Source organism: Pseudomonas cremoris (assembly GCF_014230465.1).
Genome location: NZ_JAAXCY010000002.1, coordinates 634385 through 652255, shown reverse-complemented (window position 1 = coordinate 652255; position 17871 = coordinate 634385). Strand labels below are relative to the sequence as shown.

Below are 17871 nucleotides of genomic sequence, written 5' to 3'. Positions count from 1 at the left end.
TATTTTTTTGTTGTTACTAATCAATGTGTTAGTCGGTTAATTAGTACGAATGTCCAACTAATCCAGTTTCTTGGATTGGTCCAAGTTCGATGTTAGTTTGCCGCCCCTTGATTTTCGATGGATCGAACATGTCTTTGTTATTACCACGGACTCGGTATTTTCTGTGCACTTTCCTGCTCGCTTACTTGAGCCTGAACAGCGCCGCTGCGGCCCCCACGCCAGGGGATCAAGACCTGATCCGTGACCGTCAGAACCGCCTCCTTGAAGAACAGCGTCGGCGTCTCGAAGAGCTGCAGGATCTGCCCGGTAAAGACACCAAGCCCCAGGCCCCGGCATTGCCTGCGGACACCCGCTGCTTTCCCATCCAGGACATCGAACTCAAGGGCGCCGACAGCCTTTCTGCTGCCGACCGCGCGCGTCTGCTCAAACCTTACATCGGCCAATGCCTGGGCGTTGCGCAACTCAATCAACTGCTCAAGGCCATCACCGATCACTACATCGACAACGGCCGTGTGACCAGCCGTGCGTACTTGCCGCAGCAAGACCTGTCCAGCGGCCACCTGCAGGTGCTGGTGGTGGAGGGCAAGCTCGAAGCCTTGAAGGGCGCCCAAGGCAGCACTGTCACTGATCGCGAGCTGGCCATGGCGTTTCCCGGCAAGGTGGGCGAGGCGCTGAACCTGCGGGAAGTCGAGCAACTGGTGGATCAACTGAGCCGCTTGCCTTCCAAGCAGGCACAGATGGAACTGACCCCCGGCAGCCAGATCGGCGGCAGTGAAGTGGTGGTCAAGAACGTTGCGCAAAAGCCTTGGCGTGCGAGCTTGTCACGCAATAACGATGGCCAGAAAAGCACCGGCGAACAGCAATGGGGCGCCGGCCTAGAGTGGGATAGTCCGCTGGGCCTTGCCGATCAACTGATCCTGCGCGGCGGCCACGACGCCATCAGCGACCACCAGAAAACCTCGAAAAACAGCATGCTCTACTACAACGTGCCGTGGGGCTGGTGGAACTTCAGTTACACCTACAGCGAGAGCGATTACCGCACGCCAGGCGACCTCCAAGGTTTCAAGTACAAGCAAACCGGCGACAGCCAGAACCACCAATTGCGTGCCGAACGGGTGATTCATCGCGACGACCTGAGCAAGACCTCGGTCAACGTCGGGCTGACGCATTTGCGCACCAACAACTACTTCAACGATGAGCGCCTGGACGTCAGCAGCAACCGTCTCAGCGAATTCCAAGTCGGCATCAACCACGGGCGACGCATCGGGAGTGCTTTCGTCAACCTGGACGTGGGCATGCAGAACGGCACCGGTGCCTTCGACGCGCAAAAAGACGAGCAAGAGCGCATTCGCGGCATTCTCACGCCCACCCCGCGCTATCGCAAATACACCGCCACGATGAGCTACCTGCAGCCTTTCACGCTGTGGGGCGAGTCGCTGAGTTTTTCCAGCCTGGCCACCGGGCAGCGCAGTGAAGACGTGCTGTACCCGGCCCAACGCATGAGCTTGGGCGGTTCGTACTCGGTACGTGGTTTCAAGGACCAGCAATTGTCCGGTGACAGTGGTGGCTACTGGCGCAACGAAGTGCGCTGGGCGCGCCCGGTGACCGTTGATTGGCTACGCCCGGCGTTCGCCGAATACGGCGCCAGTGTCGGCTACGACCAGGGCGTGATTCGCAACGACCGCTACAACGACGACCAGCACGGTCGCGTGTCGAGCAATTCCGTGGAGCTGTTCGCGCGGGGCAAGCACGTGAGCACCAGCGTGACCTTTGCCCATTCCCTTGAGCGACCAGGTGTGGTGACCGAGCGCGAAGCCCCGATCTATTTCCGCCTGGATTTCTACCTGTAATTCAACGCCCGCTGCCTTGAGATTCTGAATATGGATGTTCGCCCTGTTTCTGCCCTGAAAAGCCTTGCCCAACGTGGCATGGCGTTGATCCTGGCCAATGCGTTGTTCTGGCAACCGTTGCTGGCAAACGCCGACGGCATTGTGGTCAGCGGCCCAGGCACTACAGTGGGTCAGGCGGGCAACGGCGTGCCGGTGGTGAATATCGCCACGCCCAATGGCAGCGGTCTGTCGCACAACCAGTTCAAGGACTACAACGTCGGCCCCAACGGCGTGATCCTCAACAACGCCACAGGTGCGCTTCAAAACACCCAGTTGGGCGGGATCATCGTCGGCAACTCCAACCTCAAGAACGGCGCCGCCAGTGTGATCCTCAACGAGGTCAAAGGCGGCAGCCCCAGCCAGTTGCGTGGCTACACCGAAGTGGCGGGGCAGTCGGCCAAAGTGATCGTGGCCAACCCTTACGGCATCAGCTGTAACGGCTGCGGTTTTATCAACACCCCCAACGTGACACTGACCACCGGCAAGCCGGTGATCGACAAGGTCGGGCGCCTGGACCATTACCAGGTGGACGGCGGGGCGGTCACCATCGACGGCCAGGGCTTGAACGCCAGCAACGTCGACCGTTTCGAGATCATCACCCGCTCGGCCAAGATCAACGCCAAGATCAACGCGCGCCAATTGACCGTGATTGCCGGGCGCAATGACGTCGATGCCCAAAGCCTGAAAACCACGGTGCGTGCCGATGACGGCAGCGAAAAGCCCGAGTTGGCCATCGACTCGTCGGCCCTCGGTGGCATGTACGCCGGCGCGATCAAACTGGTGGGCACCGAAGCCGGCGTGGGCGTGAAACTCGACGGAACGTTGGCAGCCAGTGGCGGTGATATCCAACTCGACGCCAACGGCCACTTGAGCATGGCCCAGGCCTCTGCCGACGGTGCGGTGGATATCAAGGCGGCGAGCCTTGACGCCCATGGCCCGGTCTACGCGGGCACCACCCTGAAGGCGCAGACCAAGGGCGAACTGAAAAACCACAAGACCCTCGCGGCCCGCGACAGCATTACCCTGGCCAGCAACGGTCGATTGACCAACAACGGCATCATCGAAGCCGGGGTCAACGCCGATAACACCCGCAATGCGGGGGGCGACGTCAAGCTCGACAGCCAGCACCTCACCAACACCGGTTCAGTGATCGCCAACCGCACCCTCACGGCGACCGTCGCGCAAAGCGTGGATAACAAAGGCGGCACTGTGAGCGCCAGGCGGGCGCTGAACATCACCGCCGGTAGCGTCGATAACCGAAACAAAGGCCAACTGCTCAGCGACGGCACGCAAACCCTGAATGTCAGTGGCCTGCTGGACAACAGCCAGGGCGGCATCATCGACAGCACCGGCGCATTCACCCTGCACGGCAATACCCTGGACAACAGCACCGGCAACCTCACTGGCGCCAGTTCCATCACCCTGGATTTACTCGGTGACCTGATCAACCGCAACGGCAAATTGGCCAGTGTTGGCCCCCTGCTGGTCCAGCGCGCGGCCCATGTGGATAACCAGGGCGGCAAGATTGCCAGCCAAGGTTTGCTGACGCTGTTCGCCAACAGTGTCGATAACCGAAACAGCGGCACTTTGGCCGCCAACGATGGCCTGGCCCTTACCACAACCGGCCTGTTGCAGAACGGCGCCAATGGCCTGATCCACAGTGAAAAGGCTGACATCACCCTCACCGCTGGCACGCTCGACAACGACGGCGGGCGCATCGCTGCCAAAGCTGGCGATGCGCAGGTTGACGCTACAGACTTCAACAACGGCAGCGGCAACCTGTTTGCCCGTGATCGCATCCTGTTGCGCGGCATGAATGTGGATAACGGCGGTGAGATCGCCGCTAACCAGATTGACGTGCTCTTGCACGGCGCCCTCGTCAACCGTGGCCTGATCGAAAGCGCCACCACCCTGGATGTTGATACCGCAAGCCTGACCAACAGCGGGCAGATGCGTGCCTTGGGTGCCACAGGCAAAACCCGCTACGCCATCGGCGGCCTGCTCAACAACAGCGGTAGCCTGGAGACCGCCAACACCCAGTTGAGCCTGGCCGCTGGCCGCTTCCAGAACACCGGCGGCAAGGTGCTGCACGTGGGCACCGGCGTGCTCGACCTCAGCGGCATTAGCCTTGACGACGTGGGCGGCAGCCTGGTGACCCAGGGTGACCTGACCCTCGATAAAACCTACTGGACCAACAGCACCGCGATCCAGGCCGGACAGCTGACCGTCAACGTCACCCACCTGCAGCAGACTGCCACCGGCAAGCTGCTCGGCACCCGCAGCCTGGTGGGCAAAGGCGAGGATTGGACCATCGGCGGTAGCGTCGCCAGCCAAGGCGGCCTAGACCTGTCGGTGACCAACCTGCTCAATGACCATGGTCTGATCTTCAGTGGCGGCGACATGGGCCTGCGTGTGGAACGCCTGAAAAACCTCGGCGCCGCGATCTATGCGATGGGCAACCTGCGTATCGACCGCGATGGCCAGGGCGGTCGCGCCGAGAGCATCATCAACAGCTCATCAAGCATCGAGACCGAAGGCAGCCTGGTGATGGCCGCCGGGCGTATCGAAAACATCCGCACGGTACTCACCACCGAGTCCGGCATCTACAGCGCGTCGATCACCCCCACCGCGTGCATCTTCGGTGTGACGGGCAGCGACTGCGACGGCGGCAAGGAAACCTGGCCGTTTCTTATCAGCGAGCGCGACCGCTTTGTGGTCACCGACGCCTCGTCCGCGTCGAGCATCACCTCTGCCAGTCATATGACGCTGACCGGTGACACGTTGCTCAACAGCAGCAGTAACATCGCTGCAGGTGGCAACCTGACGGTGGCGGTCAACCAACTGAGCAACATCGGCATCGTCACTCACGACATCCTCAGCGAGCGTATTTTCGCCACCAAACGTGACCGTCATCCGGAGGCCTGGTACCAACTGGCAGCAGCCTTTAACCAACGCTATACGATGGGCGCTGCGGGTTATGACGCCAACAACCTCAGCGGTCTTGAAGGCGCACTCGCAGCGTTCATCGGTACGACCGAACGCGAGTGGGGCTCGCGCAAAATCACCGAACTGGCACCTTCCGACCAACGTTACGCCGCCGTTATCCAGGCGGGCGGCGCGGTGGACGTCAAGGCCCAGGCCGGGATCGATAACAGCGTCGTGCGCCCGGGCTACACCTATGTCGGCAGCGGCGCCAACACCAACGCGCCGGGTTATTCGACCCAGGTCGCGCTCAACCCGCAACTACCGCCAGACGTGGCCCAGCAACAAGTCAACCCACTGAGCCTGCCCGGCTTCGACCTGCCGACGGGGGAGAACGGGTTGTTCCACCTCAATGACGGTAAGGGCGTGAACGGTGTGCCCACCAGCCAGTTTGCGGCCAACCCACACAAATACCTGATTGAGACCAACCCGCTGCTCACCGACATGCGTCAGTTCCTGAGCTCGGATTACATGCTGACCAAGCTCGGCTACGACCCTGAGACCGCCCAGCGTCGCTTGGGCGATGGCTTCTACGAACAACGCCTGATCCAGCAGGCCGTACTCGCCCGCACGGGCCAACGCTTCATCGACGGCCAGACCAGCGACGCCGAGCTGTTCAAGCACCTGATGGACAACGCCATCGGCAGCAAGGATGCCCTCAACCTGTCGGTAGGCGTCAGCCTCACCGCCGAGCAGGTCGCGGCCCTGACCCACGACATTGTGTGGCTGGAAAACGCCACCGTCGCCGGCCAACAAGTGCTGGTGCCGGTGCTGTACATGGCCCAGGCCAACAATCGCCTGGGCCCCAATGGCGCGCTGATTTCCGGCACCGATGTGAACTTGATCACCGGCAGTAACCTCAACAATGCCGGCACCTTGCGCGCCAGTGGCAGCCTGCTGGCGAACGTCGCCGGTAACCTGAGCAACAGCGGCTTGATGCAAGCCGACAACCGCCTCGATTTGTTGGCCGGCAACAACCTGAGCAACCGCGCCGGTGGCGTGATCGCCGGCGGCGCCGTCAACCTCGCGGCCGGAGCCGACCTGCTCAACGAACGCACGGTGACCACTCATGAGAGCGCCAGCGGCTATCGCACCGAGCGCAAGGACTTTGGCGACAGCGCCGCCCGCATCGAGTCAGCCAGCGCGCTGGCCCTGAAAGCCGGGGGCGCTATCAACAACGTCGGCGGCGTGCTTAAAAGTGGCGCCGACACCACCGTCCAAGCGGCGGGTGACGTCAACCTCACGGCCTCGAAAACCCTGGACAGCGGTAACGTCGGCACAAGCATCCGCTACGCCACTGTCGCTCAGCAGGGCTCGGTCATCGATGCGGGTCGTGACCTGCATGTGGTGGCCGGACGCGACATCAGTGTTGTTGCCAGCCAGGTTGAAGCCAAGCGCGATATCCAGTTGATTGCCACCGGCAATCTCAACGCTGTCGCAGGCGCCAACGAACAGCATTCGGCGTACGACTCGAAGAAAGTCAAAATCATCGAGGACCACGTGCAGCAAGTGTCCAGCGTGATCAAGGCCGGTGGCGACGCCACCCTGAGCGCCGGGCAGGACTTGCAACTGGTGGCCAGCCACGTCAACGCTGGCAACGAGGCATACCTGGTGGCCGGCAAGAACCTCAACCTTGAGACTGCCGCAGACCAGGACTACAGCTTCTTCAGCAAGACCAAAAAAACCTCCCAGGGCAAGAAATTCCGCCTGGATGAAACCGAGGCAGTGAACCATGTCGGCAGCCTGGTCAGTGCGGGCACCCACAGCACGCTGATGGCCGGTGAAAACTTGCTGCTGGCAGGCAGTTCCGTCACCGCCGACAAGGGTGCGACCCAGTTGGTCGCGGGCCAGGACGTGAGCATTCTGGCGGTGAGCAATTCCGACAGTGCGCGCCATGAACGCAAGGAAAGCAAAAGCAGTTGGGGCGGGCTCAAGTCGAGCAAGGTCCAAGACCAGGTCGACGAAAAGCGCACCACCGCGATGGGCAGCATGGTCTCCGGTGAAACCGTCACCGTGGCGGCCAAGCGTGATGCCACCGTGACCGGTTCGGCGTTGGTCAGCACCGGCGACCTCGCCGTGCAAGCAGGCCGCGACCTGACCATCGATGCGGCGCAAAACACCTTCGCCCGCACCGACATGCACAAGGAAAAAAACCGCGACCTCACTGGCGTGTTGACCGGCAACAGCCTCGGCCTGGATGACCTTACCGGCAATCAGAAGCTGTACATCAACAGCTCGAAACACAACGGCACGGCCAATGAAATGACCTTGACCGGCAGCACCATTGGCTCCAGTGCAGGCAATGTGTCGCTGACGGCGGGGCGTGAGTTGACGGTGGTGGCCAGTGATCTGGTGAGCACCAAAAACATGGCGCTCACCGGTGCCAACGTGACCATTACGTCCGGTATGGAAACCGCCCGCCAGACCAGCCAGGACAGCTCCAAAAGCCTGGCCGTTGGCCGTGTGATCGCCGGCACCGTGGTCGATACCGCCAACAGCATCCGCGACGCTGCCGAGGCGGCGCGCAGCTCCGATGACCCGCGGCTCAAGGCCGTGAAAATCGCCCAGGCGGCACTGTCGTTGTACAACCTCAATAATCAGGCAGGAGAGGTCGCCAAGCAGAGTACCGGCTTCAAGGACAAGACCGGTGGCTCCGCCGGTAACGGCTCACTGATCAAGATCGGCACCGAACTGGCCAACACCCGGACCAAAAGCAGCAGCGAATACACGGCGCAGACGGCGCACCAGAGCAGCCTCAATGCCGGGGAAAACCTGTCGATCGTGGCAGCGGGCGACGCGCCTGGCACCTTGGGTGACTTGAATATCACCGGCAGTTCGTTGAAAGCCGACAGCCTGCTGTTGTCCGCGAAAAACAACATCTTGATGCAAAGCGCACAGGACACCACCGACCGCAAAAACGATGGTTCGCGCAACAGGACGGCCATCGGTGCCAGCTTCAACATTGGCGAGCAAAACGGCTTCACCCTGGACCTTGGTGCGCAAACGGCCAAGAACCTGGGCTCGGGCGGATCGGTGACCCAGGTGAACACCACCGTGGACGCCCGCTCGCTGCTGTTACGCAGCGGCCAGGACACTACCCTGGCCGGCGCCCAGGTACGGGCTGATCGCATCGATGCGGATATCGGCGGCAATCTCACTGTCCTGTCCCGCCAGGACACCGACACGTCCAAGAGCAAGCAGGACAGCGCGGGCTTCGGCGCAAGCATCTGCATACCGCCGTTCTGCTACGGCTCCACTGTCTCGGCGTCTGCAAACCTTGCGGCGTCGAAGATGAACAGCGATTACCAGGCTGTCACCGACCAGAGCGGTTTCTTTGCCGGTACCGGCGGCTACACCATCGATGTGGCCAAGAACACCACCCTGCAAGGGGCGGTGATTGCCAGCGAGGCCACGGCCGACAAGAACCTGCTGTTGACCGACCGGCTGTTGGTCAGCGACATCAAGAACAAGAGCGAGATCAAGAGCCAGTCGGCGGGCGTGAGCGTCTCCGGGACTTACAGCGGTGGTGTAGGCACCCTGTCGCCGGGAGCGCTGTACGGCATGGCACTCAACGACTCGGACCACAGCTACACCCGAAGTGCCGTCAGCGAAGGCACGATCGTGGTGCGCAACCCCGAAGGCGCCGGTGACCTGGTCGGCCTGAACCGCGACACGGCGAATGCCAACGAGCATCTCGACAAGCCCGATCAAAAAGCCATGCAGGAACGCATGGACCTGATCAAAAGCTCCATGGAGTTGACCAAAGGCATCGGCGACGCCATCGCGGCAGCGCGGATCAAGGCAGCCAACGACGAAAACAGCGACATCAGCAAAGCGACGAAGCAGAAGCTGATCGACGAAGGCGTCGCCAGCCCAACCCAGGCCCAGATCAGCCAGCGCGCCCAAGAGGATTATGGCGTTGGCAGTAGCTTCCAGAAGGCCAGCCAGGCGGTGACTGCGGTGGTGCAAGCGGCCATGGGCGGCAGCATCGGTGGAGCCATGGCGGGCGCTGCGGCGCCGTATCTGGCGCAGACCGTCAAGCAGATGACCGAGGGTGATCCAAATGCCAACCTGATGGCTCACGCCGTGTTGGGTGCGGTGCTGGCGCGTGCCGGTGGAAACTCGGCGTTGGCGGGGGCGGCGGGGGCTTTGGCAGCAGAGGAAACCGCGCGACTGATCAAAGAGAACCTGTATGGGAATGTCAGCAGCGATAACCTGACGCCAGCGCAAAAACAAACCATCTCGAGCCTCTCTACATTGGCGGCTGGGCTTTCTGGGTCGTTGAGCGGTAAGGGGGCGTTGGATGCGGTCGCAGCGGCTCAAACCGGGAAAAACGCAGTTGAAAATAACTACCTGAGCGTTCCGGAGGCCAAGCGCAAGTTCTCGCTTCGGTACAAGCAAGCCCAGGGCACCATCACCGACGCAGAAAAAGAAGAACTCGTACAACTAGACCTGACCGACAAAAGCCGCGATAGCGCGATCAAGGCAGCCTGTACGCCCGGCAATCTGTCCAGTACCGCCTGCAGCAACCTGATCGGGCCTGCGCAGAAAGCCCTGGCTCAATACGACGAGTCCGTCGCTGTGCGCTTGCTCTACAAAGAGCTTTACCCGGCAGATGCAAAAAATGCGGAGGCGGCCCTACGCGGCCTGAGCGCTGAGCACATTCTGCGTGATGTCGTGTTGAACAACCTGACGGAAGGCTCTGGTCTGACGCGCGCAGAGATGGAACAGCGCTATGACTTGGCCATGACACTACAAACCGTGGTCGGGGTGCTTGCCGGGGGCTATGGATTGAAGGGCTTGGGAGCCGGTTCTAAAGTACCGACGACGGCCTTGGTGTCCGGGGAAACCAAGGTTGTGGGAAGCACAAAGCCGGCAGCCAACGACGCGAGCTTTGATGTTCCCAAGGGCTATACCCAGGCAAATGATGGCAGCGTGACTGGCCCCGGTGGCGGGGTCTACAAAGCCACCGGTACGCAGGATGCCACTGGCAATCAGATTTACCTGGCCGCTAATGGCAACTACTACACACTGACGGCAGAGCGCTCAACGCGCATCGTTTCACCTAATCCGCCGTCCGAAATTGGTTCAACAGGCAAGGTTGGAGAGGATGCACTCAAGCCGTTGGGCGGCCAGTCCCAAGCCTTTTTCGATACGAGTCTGGGGCCTCGGTTTGTCGACCAGTTGGCCCCAGGCGCCAAGGCGCATGAGTCCAAGGTGGGCTACACATCACTCGATGCCAATACCGCCCTGCAAGTGGCCAAGGATGCGGAGTTGATACAACGAGGTTTGGTCAATGACGTAACATGGAATTTTTTCAGAAGCCCTATTACCGGACGTGTAGGCCCGGCGCCAGCACTTGAAAAAGCGTTGTCCGATGCGGGCATTAAGATAAAGGTGCATTGAACATGACATTTACCACGGCCTATACGCCCGTCAGCGCAGCGTTTGCATCTATGGGGGCCCAGGAACTCAAGAGCTTCTACGAGGGGTTTATGCTCAATAAACCCTACTGCCTTGACGATCTGATTCAGGCGGTTTGGCAGACACCGGGGTACGAGCAGTGGAGCGCGGATTTCTCTCCAGAGTCGCTGGATATGCTGGGCGAATGGTTTGCCGCGCGGATTCACGACGTGGCGCGGATATCCCACAGCGCTCAAACCGCAAAGGATGCAGCGGTGCGTGATATGTCCGACGAAGAAAAAGCCCTGGCTGTGGCAGTTGGCATGTACTACGGCGAAGTGGCCGTTAGAAATAACCCGCAACTGGGTTGGCATCAATTGAAAGGCAACAAGAAACAAGCCGATTACGGTCAGCCGGTTATTTCTGAGTCGGGCAAGCTTCCCACCAACCCCGTGCGGGTCGCGCATGCCTTTGCGAGTGGTATTGCAGATGGATCAAAGGCAGCTGGTCGACTTAGAGAAACATATGATTACTGGATGCAATTGATCCGGTGAGTTCAGTCGGGCGGGTAACGGTTTTTGGATCTTTAAATTCTGCTTGAAATGGGTTCATCCATGATTCGCGCAACGTTGGGAGATGAGCAGTACTGGAGCGACCGCAAGGCCAAGGACCTGCAGTGGATAGAGCGTGCCAGCAAAACCCTGGCAGAACCTTCGGCCAACCCTGCGTATCGGGCGCAATTTGCATTCGACTTCGCAAAAGACAATTTGCGCGCAGCGGTGAGAACCTACTCGCGGGGAGACAATGTTGCTGAGATGGCCGCTTATTTTCCCGGTGTCCTGGATGCATGGGAATTATCCAACGCCGTCGCTGATGAATTTTGCGCCGAGAACGCGCTTCAGACGTGTCGGGACTGGCGTTTCGAACTGACGGATGTGAACCATTACATCTGGTGTTTCTGGCTGGTGGGTTTGGCGCTTGCTCTTTCTGTCCCGCGCGCAGTGGCTGCGTTTGGTTGCCTTGATTGGCGAGGGTGGACAGGATGTTCTCCTGGACCGTGTCATTGCGTCCCAGGAGCCCGAGCGGGTCATCGGGGACGCATTGCTTCACGCCAAGCCTTATGCGCGACTGCTCAAGGCAATTGATGCCCCTGCTGTGGCGCGAGCGTCTCTGGCGGCGGTCGCTTTTTTTATATACCTGTTGGGGTTTTTTCTGGCGTTTGGTGGGTGATAGGGAGGTCGGCCCATGAGTATTGAGCAACAAGTCGAACTGTTGAGCGCGCTCACACAAATCATGCATGACTCAGCGTCTGGGCAGTACGACGAGATGCGCTGTGAATTTGAATATGAGGTCTACGACGGTGGATGGTCTGTGGGCTCAAAATTTTCATTTGTCCGAGACGGTTTGTTTGTCAGCGAACTGCTGGACGACCCTGAGGATGAAGCCTCCAGCCTCGTCCATACATTGCATGGGTTGATGACGTCGCACACCGGCGGTGATTGGAAGAAATTCGTGTTGGCAATCGATCCAACAGGCAAGGTGACGACTCAATTCGCCTACGAGGCAAGTATGGGGGAAAACAAAACCTTACATGAACCGGATCATCAGTGATCTGTGTTAACAACAGCCTTGATGCACTGAGGCCTTCAATCGATTTATCAAGGACGGTCAATGAAACCCGCAAAACTCTCCCTGCAAGCCTTTCTGATGTCCTGCCTGGTGGCGGGCTGGGGCCTGGTCTACGTGGGCCGCATCAAATGGGCGATTTGGGTCGCTGCATTCATGTACACCGGCGTGGTGCTGCTCGGTGTGTCTGGTCTGAGTGCATCGCCCGTCGGGCTCTACGTTCTCTTCGGGTTTATTGTCACGGTCAAGCTTGCGTCGGCGATCGTGTCGGCAGTGTTGGCCCGTCGCTACAACGGCCCGCCGGATGTGCCGCGTAAACGTTTCCATGCGCTGTACGTGGGTGTGCTGATCGTGATCACCTTCGTTTTGATGGAGGTGCTGCGGGGGCCGCTGATGGGGTTCAAGAACTACTACATCCCGACTGGCTCAATGTCGCCGACGGTGTCGGTAGGTGACTACATCGTGACCGATCTCAAGCCCGGTACGCCCCAGGTTGGCGATATCGTGGTGTACCGCTGGAACGGTACCGAGGCGATCAAGCGTGTGGCGGGTGTTGGCGGCGATACCTTGGCCATCGTCAACGGTGAGCTGATCCGCAACGGCGAAAACCTCGGGTTGTTCCATGCACCCGCAGACCGGGTGGAATGCCCGGCGTCCATGACGCTTGCACCGGTCAAGGTCGAACCCGGGCATGTCTATCTGCTGGGCGATAACCGCTATAACAGCAACGACAGCCGCTTCATGGGGCAAGTGGCGGTCGAGGACGTGGTGGGCAAAGTGACGGGGATCTGGTTTTCCGAAGATCGCTCGCGAATCGGCACCCGGTTTCCCTGACCTGTAGTGAGCGGGGCAAGCCCGCTCACTACAAAAATCAGGGGCGTTTTGAACGAACCAAGTCACTGTTTCGACCTGCTGGCGCGGAACTTGAGCGAGTCATTTTTATATTTGAAAAGCACCCTCGGCTGGGTTTCGAGCTGGAGAACACAGGAGTACAGTCGCGGCCAATATTCCCAGTTCGATACGTATATCCAGCCTGCTGAATCAAAGTGCCCCGCGTGATGAATCCGAGCAAATACCCCTATCTGAAAGTGTTCTTCGCCTTCTGGTTTACCCCGTTGGCCGTGGGCGTGGTAGCAAGCCCGGTGGTCTTTGTGGCCACGCTGGCGCAACTGTTCAGTAACCCGCGCGCGCTTGGCGAGGTGGTCGGGCTTGAGCTCTGGATGGTGTTTTTCTCGACGCCCGTGCTGGCGCAGTTGGTTTACTTGGTGCCTGCGTTGGGTTTTGCACTGTTCGTCACGTTGTGTGCCTTCAGGAAGGGCCGTCGGGCTTACAAAATTATCGCGTTGAGCGGCGGGACCGTCGCTTTCTTGTGGATCACCTGGCTGGCCTCTGTGGTGCTGCGCAAAAGTGAGGGTTTTTGGTTTGCTGACAATGCCTTACCGCTGATATCGGCGTTTTTCATTGGTGCGGTTGGCTGCGGATTGATGGCGTTTATCGTGCTGCCGGCGCCGCCAGGCGTAGATGAAACATTCGGGCAGGCCCCTCAAACCCCTTGAGAAGCCCTCTCAACTCCGTAAAATGCCGCGATTGTTTAAAACACGATACTTTTCAGGGACGAAATCAGACATGCGTGCGTTTGCCGTATTCCTCATCGCTGGCCTCATGGCGGGCTGCGCCTCCAAGCCGGCGTATTACATCTCACCGGCACCGGTCACTATTCCCAAGACGGCTACTTACTGGGTCGACACGTTCAATGTGGAGGTGGGCGGCAAAAGTAAGCATTTCATGCCCGACGACAAGGTTCGCAAAGAACTCGGTGTCGATCTGGTCGACCGTTTGCTCAAGGCCAAGCGTTACGCCACCAGCAAGGAAAGCGCCGACTACTTGCTGGAGGTAGATATCGTCTATGTGCGCCATATCATCGACTCCAACGGCGGTCTCTCGACCCTGGTGATTGATGACGGCACCATCCTGCAAAGCATCGATTTCGGCTACAAGGTCAGGGTCAAGAAAGCCGGGACCGAAGTGCTGCACTTCGCCCAGGACCGCTCAGGCCTGGTGCCCAACAACTGGGCCGGCCAAGCGCAGCAATGGCGGACCATCGGCGGCATCATCACCAACTCCGGCAACGCCAGTGTCGAGCGACATTTCACTGGCGGGCTTAGCCGCTACATCATCGACGACCTGCGGGATATCCCCTCCCGCTAGCGATACCTGCTGCATCCGATCTCTCACCCCAGGAGCACCGCGTGAAAACACTGTCCAAAATCCTGCTGTCGGGCCTCACCGCCGCAGCGCTGTTGACCGTGGCCGGTTGCGCCACGGAGAGCAACCGCGCGTTGCCGGTGGAACAAGTTGCCAGCGCCAACGTGGCTTATTCGGGCGTACGCGTGCCGATTGCCGTGGGCAAGTTCGATAACCGCTCCAGCTACATGCGCGGCATCTTCTCCGACGGCGTCGACCGCCTCGGCGGCCAGGCCAAGACCATCTTGATCACTCACCTGCAGCAGACCAATCGCTTCAGCGTGCTGGACCGCGACAACATGGGCGAAATCTCCCAGGAAGCCGCGATCAAAGGCACCGTGCAGAAGCTCAAGGGCGCTGACTACGTAGTGACCGGCGACGTAACCGAGTTCGGCCGCAAAGAAACCGGCGACCGCCAGCTGTTTGGCATCCTCGGCCGTGGCAAGACCCAAGTGGCCTACGCCAAAGTCGCGTTGAATATCGTCAACATCAGCACCTCTGAAGTGGTGTATTCCACCCAGGGTGCCGGTGAATACGCGCTGTCCAACCGTGAAGTGGTCGGCTTTGGCGGCACCGCCAGCTACGACTCCACCCTCAATGGCAAGGTCCTCGACCTGGCCATGCGCGAAGCCATCAACCGCCTTGTCGACGGCATCAACGCCGGCGCCTGGAACCCGCGCAACTGATCAGCAGCCTCTAAAGGAGCAGTACAAGGATGAGCAAGGCAGTCAAGTTGGCGCTGTTGCTGACAGCAACCGCAGTAGTCGCCGGGTGCCATACGGCGCCCCAGCCCCTGTATCAATGGGAAAGCTACCAGCCGCAGGTGTATGAGTACTTCAAGGGTGAGCCCAAGGAAGCGCAGGTCGAGGCATTGGAGCGCGATCTGCAGAAGATCAACGCCAGTGGTCGCAAGGCCCCGCCGGGCTACCACGCCCATCTGGGCATGCTGTACCTGAGCATGGGCAAGGATGACCAGATGGTGCAGGAGTTCCGCACCGAGAAGGCGCTGTTTCCCGAGTCCGCCTCGTACATGGACTTCTTGCTGAAAAACGCCAAGACCGGAGTCGCCACTAAATGAGCCTATTGAAACTCACCGGCGCCTTGCTGGCCCTGGCCTTGCTCGGCGGTTGCGCCGCGCCCAAGACTATCGACTACACCGCGTACAAACAGGCGCGGCCAAAGTCGATCCTGGTATTGCCGCCGCTCAATGAATCGCCTGAAGTGCAGGCGTCCTACAGCCTGGTGTCGCAAGTGACCTACCCGTTGGCCGAAGCCGGCTACTACGTGTTGCCGATTGCCCTGGTGGACGAAACCTTCCGCCAAAACGGCTTGACCACCGCCAACGACATCCAGGCCGTGCCGCCGACCAAACTGCATGACATCTTCGGTGCGGACGCGGCGCTGTACATCACCGTCACCGAGTACGGCACCAAGTACATGCTGATCTCCAGCGACACTGCGGTGACGGCCTCGGCCAAACTGGTCGACCTGCGTACCGGCACCACCTTGTGGACCGGTTCGGCGCGCGCCTCCAGCGAGGAAGGCAACAACAACAGCGGCGGCCTGATCGGCATGCTGATCACTGCGGCGGTCAAGCAGGTGATCAACAGCTCCACCGATGCGGCGCATCCGATTGCCGGCATCACCAGTGCGCGCTTGCTGTCGCCAGGGCAACGCACCGGGATTCTGTACGGTCCACGTAATCCGAAATACGGTACCGATTGACGGTTGATGGTCATAGCAAAGGCCTTTGTTGACGCCTGTCGTCTACAAAGGCCTGCTTGCTCAAAGCATGTATTTGCCAAGCGGGTGCGTGAGACCCACGATGTCTTGAGGGCGGATTGGGCGTGTGCTTTTGATCAGAAAATCTGTACTGCGATTCCCTGTCAGGTCAACGCCGATAAAATAGCGACCGCTGCGTTGATTATATTTCACTACGGTGTCGCCAATTCGGCCGGTGTAGGCCTCTACATGAGTGAAAGGGGTGTTGGCCTCTTTCATCACTGCAGAGAGATCAATCTTATCGGTGCCGCTGACAAAGTCTGTTAACACGCGCGCATTGTCATAGGTCGAGTCGCTTGTGCTTTCGAAGGTAAAGCGAGCCTTCTCCGTTGTAGGGCTGACGGGCAGAGTGACAGTTTCAGTGACGCGACGCGGGGAGGGTGTTGTTAAGCCGGTCACAATATCTTCTGGTTTGATCTTTCCGTGGGTCTTGATCAGAAAGTCGGCCTTGCCACTGCCCGTGAGGTCAATCGCCACGGAGCCCATGCCGCTTTTTTCGTCATAGGTGAGCACCGTATCCCCTGATTTGCCTGTAAAGGTACTCACGAATGCGAGGCTGGAGATTGTTGCCTCTTGCATCGTACGAGCCACATCGATCTTGTCCGTGCCACTGGCGAAATCCATGAGAACATCGGGATTTTCCGGAGTCGAATCGCGGGCGCTGTTGTAGACAAAAGTATCTGCCCCCGGTCCTCCCCGCTGCCGGTCGCCGCCCAGGCCTCCGGTAAGACGATTGTCGCTGTCGTTGCCGATCAGAACATCATTGGCAGTTCCTCCGATGGCATTTTCAATGCTGCAATCGCGGGCGATGGAAACATTGCCTTTAAGGCCGCCAACGTCAGAAAACGATCCGGCTCTTAGATTGATAACCTGGTTGGCACGGTAACCGGAGAAATCCAGCGTGTCGTTGCCGGCGCCATCCCATACACAGAATGTGGCGTTGTCCCGCCCGCTGTTAAGGGTGTAGTAGTCCCGACGGGTATTGGAGTTAAAGCCGTAGGTATTATCTTCCTTGCGGATCTCGCGATTGGCGCCGTACTTCTTTTGGATTGCGCTAATGTCATCCATCATTGGCGCTTTAGGTGTGGCATTGAGCGTCTTGCCACTGCTGTTATCTTCGAAGTAGCTCATCACCGTGTGAGCTTTTGAATCTTGTGCATAAACACGCTGGCCATCACTTGCACTGCCGTTGTATCGACCAGGATGGCTCAGGCCGAGGGCGTGCCCGATTTCGTGGGTGATGACGTGTCTATGTGCAAAGTTCGGGTTGTAAACGGTTCTGCCACCGCCGTGATGGCCGGGTGTGGGATATGTGCCGTAAGCGGACCTTTCTCGGTTGGATATCGCGAACGTCAAGCGGCCTTCCGCAGGGCCACCGTTTTCGGTGAACCGTAAGTTAGCCACGTCAGACCAAGACTCAATGGAACGGCGAGCCTCCGATTTTTGCCGTTCATTGAAACCACCGTTGTTGAACGAATAGGCAATTTCGGTTTTGTTGTTTCTGTTGCTGTCTTGCCATGTCCCGGCGCCTTGTGTGAGTTGATTAATCGCGCGTTGCATGTCAAATGAGCGCTTATTGATTCTAGCGATATGCGGGTCATCGGGGCGCTGAGTAGGGTCATTCCCCTTTCCATCGCGTTGCGTCTTGCCGGTACGTTGGTCCATCGGACTAATCTGCGGCGGAGGCTGACGCCAGGGGCGTGTAAACGGGTGGCTAGTGCGCGGTGGAATGAACCGCTTATAGCGGGGCCGTTGGTGGGAAGACGGGGGGACGTCTTGCGACAAAATTCCGACTTCAGGGATCGAATGAAAAACAGGTGTTGCTGGTTGAATCCTCATGTTTCGAATATCCACTGGCAGCTTTTTCGGATTGGTTATCCTGCAGGTATTACATTGGGCAACCTCTTCTTCGCACGAAGTAAGTTGTCGGGTTAAGTGCTCACAG

Annotated in this window: 12 protein-coding genes; 11 read left to right on the top strand and 1 reads right to left on the bottom strand. The window is 59.3% G+C overall.

What is annotated here, in order from left to right:
• Window positions 1-128: 128 nt before the first annotated feature.
• The 11 genes from HF257_RS06490 to HF257_RS06440 all read left to right on the top strand — a co-directional run bounded on the left by HF257_RS06490 (window position 129) and on the right by HF257_RS06440 (window position 15869).
• Window positions 129-1850 (top strand): ShlB/FhaC/HecB family hemolysin secretion/activation protein, encoded by a 1722-nt coding sequence (locus HF257_RS06490; protein WP_233081248.1) that lies wholly within the window; start codon window positions 129-131, stop codon window positions 1848-1850.
• Window positions 1851-1880: 30 nt separating this feature from the next.
• Window positions 1881-10277, top strand: a complete 8397-nt coding sequence (locus HF257_RS06485; protein ID WP_233081250.1) for a hemagglutinin repeat-containing protein — start codon at window positions 1881-1883, stop codon at window positions 10275-10277.
• A 2-nt stretch (window positions 10278-10279) separates the two neighbouring features.
• Entirely contained in the window at window positions 10280-10828 is a 549-nt protein-coding gene (locus HF257_RS06480) for a hypothetical protein (RefSeq protein WP_185704461.1), read from the top strand.
• Between the two features lie 60 nt (window positions 10829-10888).
• A complete protein-coding gene (locus tag HF257_RS06475) occupies window positions 10889-11419 on the top strand; it encodes a PoNe immunity protein domain-containing protein (RefSeq protein WP_233081252.1) in 531 nt (176 codons plus the stop codon).
• A 100-nt stretch (window positions 11420-11519) separates the two neighbouring features.
• Entirely contained in the window at window positions 11520-11885 is a 366-nt protein-coding gene (locus HF257_RS06470) for a hypothetical protein (protein WP_185704464.1), read from the top strand.
• 60 nt (window positions 11886-11945) lie between these two features.
• Window positions 11946-12734, top strand: a complete 789-nt coding sequence (gene lepB / locus HF257_RS06465) for a signal peptidase I (RefSeq protein ID WP_185712071.1) — start codon at window positions 11946-11948, stop codon at window positions 12732-12734.
• A gap of 224 nt (window positions 12735-12958) precedes the next feature.
• Window positions 12959-13456: a hypothetical protein gene (locus HF257_RS06460; protein ID WP_185704468.1), complete on the top strand. Its 498-nt coding sequence runs from the start codon at window positions 12959-12961 to the stop codon at window positions 13454-13456.
• A 70-nt stretch (window positions 13457-13526) separates the two neighbouring features.
• Entirely contained in the window at window positions 13527-14108 is a 582-nt protein-coding gene (locus HF257_RS06455; protein ID WP_185704470.1) for a hypothetical protein, read from the top strand.
• A gap of 41 nt (window positions 14109-14149) precedes the next feature.
• Window positions 14150-14830 (top strand): CsgG/HfaB family protein, encoded by a 681-nt coding sequence (locus HF257_RS06450; protein WP_185704472.1) that lies wholly within the window; start codon window positions 14150-14152, stop codon window positions 14828-14830.
• 29 nt (window positions 14831-14859) lie between these two features.
• Complete coding sequence (locus HF257_RS06445; protein ID WP_185704474.1) at window positions 14860-15222, top strand: DUF4810 domain-containing protein; 363 nt, start codon at window positions 14860-14862, stop codon at window positions 15220-15222.
• Entirely contained in the window at window positions 15219-15869 is a 651-nt protein-coding gene (locus tag HF257_RS06440) for a DUF799 domain-containing protein (protein WP_185704476.1), read from the top strand. Before HF257_RS06445 ends, HF257_RS06440 begins: the two co-directional genes overlap by 4 nt.
• A 60-nt stretch (window positions 15870-15929) precedes the next feature.
• On the opposite strand, the gene HF257_RS06435 is transcribed toward HF257_RS06440, so the two are convergent.
• Complete coding sequence (locus HF257_RS06435; RefSeq protein WP_185704478.1) at window positions 15930-17591, bottom strand: M57 family metalloprotease; 1662 nt, start codon at window positions 17589-17591, stop codon at window positions 15930-15932.
• Window positions 17592-17871: the final 280 nt, after the last annotated feature.

What these genes read in the sequence shown, in the direction of transcription:
- HF257_RS06480 (WP_185704461.1), top strand. Translation starts at nt 10,280, where the DNA reads ATGACATTTACCACGGCCTATACGCCCGTCAGCGCAGCGTTTGCATCT.
- HF257_RS06435 (WP_185704478.1), bottom strand. Translation starts at nt 17,591, where the DNA reads ATGGACCAACGTACCGGCAAGACGCAACGCGATGGAAAGGGGAATGAC.
- HF257_RS06485 (WP_233081250.1), top strand. Translation starts at nt 1,881, where the DNA reads ATGGATGTTCGCCCTGTTTCTGCCCTGAAAAGCCTTGCCCAACGTGGC.
- lepB (WP_185712071.1), top strand. Translation starts at nt 11,946, where the DNA reads ATGAAACCCGCAAAACTCTCCCTGCAAGCCTTTCTGATGTCCTGCCTG.
- HF257_RS06490 (WP_233081248.1), top strand. Translation starts at nt 129, where the DNA reads ATGTCTTTGTTATTACCACGGACTCGGTATTTTCTGTGCACTTTCCTG.
- HF257_RS06455 (WP_185704470.1), top strand. Translation starts at nt 13,527, where the DNA reads ATGCGTGCGTTTGCCGTATTCCTCATCGCTGGCCTCATGGCGGGCTGC.
- HF257_RS06445 (WP_185704474.1), top strand. Translation starts at nt 14,860, where the DNA reads ATGAGCAAGGCAGTCAAGTTGGCGCTGTTGCTGACAGCAACCGCAGTA.
- HF257_RS06460 (WP_185704468.1), top strand. Translation starts at nt 12,959, where the DNA reads ATGAATCCGAGCAAATACCCCTATCTGAAAGTGTTCTTCGCCTTCTGG.
- HF257_RS06475 (WP_233081252.1), top strand. Translation starts at nt 10,889, where the DNA reads ATGATTCGCGCAACGTTGGGAGATGAGCAGTACTGGAGCGACCGCAAG.
- HF257_RS06440 (WP_185704476.1), top strand. Translation starts at nt 15,219, where the DNA reads ATGAGCCTATTGAAACTCACCGGCGCCTTGCTGGCCCTGGCCTTGCTC.
- HF257_RS06470 (WP_185704464.1), top strand. Translation starts at nt 11,520, where the DNA reads ATGAGTATTGAGCAACAAGTCGAACTGTTGAGCGCGCTCACACAAATC.